This window comes from Dietzia sp. E1 (assembly GCF_014145015.1).
Lineage (GTDB): Bacteria > Actinomycetota > Actinomycetes > Mycobacteriales > Mycobacteriaceae > Dietzia > Dietzia cinnamea_A.
This window is the reverse complement of the sequence record NZ_JAALDU010000514.1, coordinates 1-1,699: the sequence shown is the minus strand read 5'-3', so window position 1 is coordinate 1,699 and position 1,699 is coordinate 1. Positions and strand designations below refer to the sequence as shown.

3 protein-coding genes are annotated in these 1,699 nt (G+C 73.7%); all 3 read left to right on the top strand.

The genetic code is table 11. From position 1 onward, the window contains the following. Positions 1 to 258 (top strand): hypothetical protein (locus G6030_RS14865; protein WP_206680921.1); only part of this gene is annotated, 258 nt, incomplete at its 5' end. 75 nt (positions 259 to 333) lie between these two features. Beyond that, a complete protein-coding gene (folE, locus tag G6030_RS14860) occupies positions 334 to 915 on the top strand; it encodes a GTP cyclohydrolase I FolE (protein ID WP_182643652.1) in 582 nt (193 codons plus the stop codon). After that, positions 912 to 1,699 (top strand): dihydropteroate synthase (folP, locus tag G6030_RS14855; RefSeq protein WP_347238678.1); only part of this gene is annotated, 788 nt, incomplete at its 3' end. The genes folE and folP, both read left to right, overlap by 4 nt.

Sequence of the window (1,699 nt, the reverse complement as noted above, 5' to 3'; positions counted from 1 at the left end):
GGGCCGAGCGGGGCGGAGACCACGCGTCTGCCCGCCGCGCCCGTGAACGGTCGACCCACCGACGGATGGGGCGGCCCCGAGGGCGGCGACCGTCGCGACCACCCCGCCGAGCCGTCGAACCGCGCCTGGTCCCGGGCGGGAGACGACGGGACGGACGACGCCCCCCGCGACGCCGGCTCCGACGTCCCGGGCGGTGGTTCACACCGCCGCGAGGACAAGGACCCCGACTGGCAACCGCCGTGGGAACGTGAGGACTGACCGCCGCGGCCGCTTCGTGCGAGAAGAGGATTGATGACGACCCCTGACCACCTACCCCCCGCCGACGCGCGCTCGATGCCCACGGGGGAGGTCTTCGACGCCGCCCGCGCGGAGGCCGCTGTCCGTGAGCTGCTGATCGCCGTCGGTGAGGACCCGGACCGCGAGGGCCTGCAGGACACGCCCGCCCGGGTGGCGAGGGCCTACCGCGAGGTGTTCGCCGGCCTGTACACGGACCCCTCCGAGGTGCTGTCCCGCACCTTCGACGAGGACCACCGCGAGCTCGTGCTGGTGCGTGACATCCCCATCTACTCGACGTGCGAGCACCACCTCGTGCCGTTCCACGGCGTCGCGCACATCGGCTACATCCCCGGGCAGTCGGGCGCGGTGACGGGCCTGAGCAAGCTCGCCCGCCTCGTCGACCTCTACGCCAAGCGCCCCCAGGTGCAGGAGCGTCTCACTAGCCAGGTCGCCGACGCGCTGGTCGACAAGCTCGACCCCTCCGGCGTGCTCGTGGTGATCGAGTGCGAACACCTGTGCATGTCCATGCGCGGGATCCGCAAGGCGGGTGCGGTCACCACCACCTCGGCCGTCCGCGGGATCATGCGGACCAACGCCTCCACCAGGGCGGAGGCGCTCGGCCTCCTGCGCGGGACGTGAGCACGCCCGGTCGGCTGCCCCGCCCCGAGCACTGCGCGGTGATGGGGGTCCTCAATGTCACCGCGGATTCCTTCTCCGACGGTGGACGGCATCTGGCGTTCGACGACGCGGTCTCGCACGCCCGGCGGATGGTCTCCGAGGGCGCGGACCTCATCGACATCGGCGGCGAGTCCACCCGCCCCGGCGCGCTGCGGGTCGAGGAGTCCGACGAGGAACAGCGCGTCGTGCCGCTGGTGCGCGAGGTCTCCGGGTTCGCGCCGGTCTCGGTGGACACCATGCGTTCCCGGGTCGCCGCCCGCGCGATGGAGGAGGGCGCGGCGATCATCAATGACGTCTCCGGCGGGCTCGCCGATCCCGACATGCTCCGGGTCGTCGCCGAGTACCGGGGATCGGTCATCCTCATGCACTGGGTGTCCCCGGACGAGTACCGGGCCGGTGCCGGTGGCCGTGCCGACTACGGCGACGACGTCGTGGGCGCGGTGCGGGACCACCTGGCACGCAGGGCCGACGCCGCCCTCGCGGCGGGGATCGACGCCGCGGACATCGTCCTCGACCCCGGGCTGGGCTTCGCCAAGAACGGGGAGGACAACTGGTCCCTGCTGCACGGGCTCGACCGGCTCGTCGATCTCGGGTTCCCGGTTCTCGTGGCCGCCTCCCGCAAGCGCTTCCTCGGCTCCCTCCTGCCGGAGCCCGACGGGCGGCCCCGCGCGGTGGCGGGCCGGGACCCGGCGACGGCGGCGATCACCACGCTCTCGGCCGCCGCCGGTGCGTGGGCCGTGCGCGT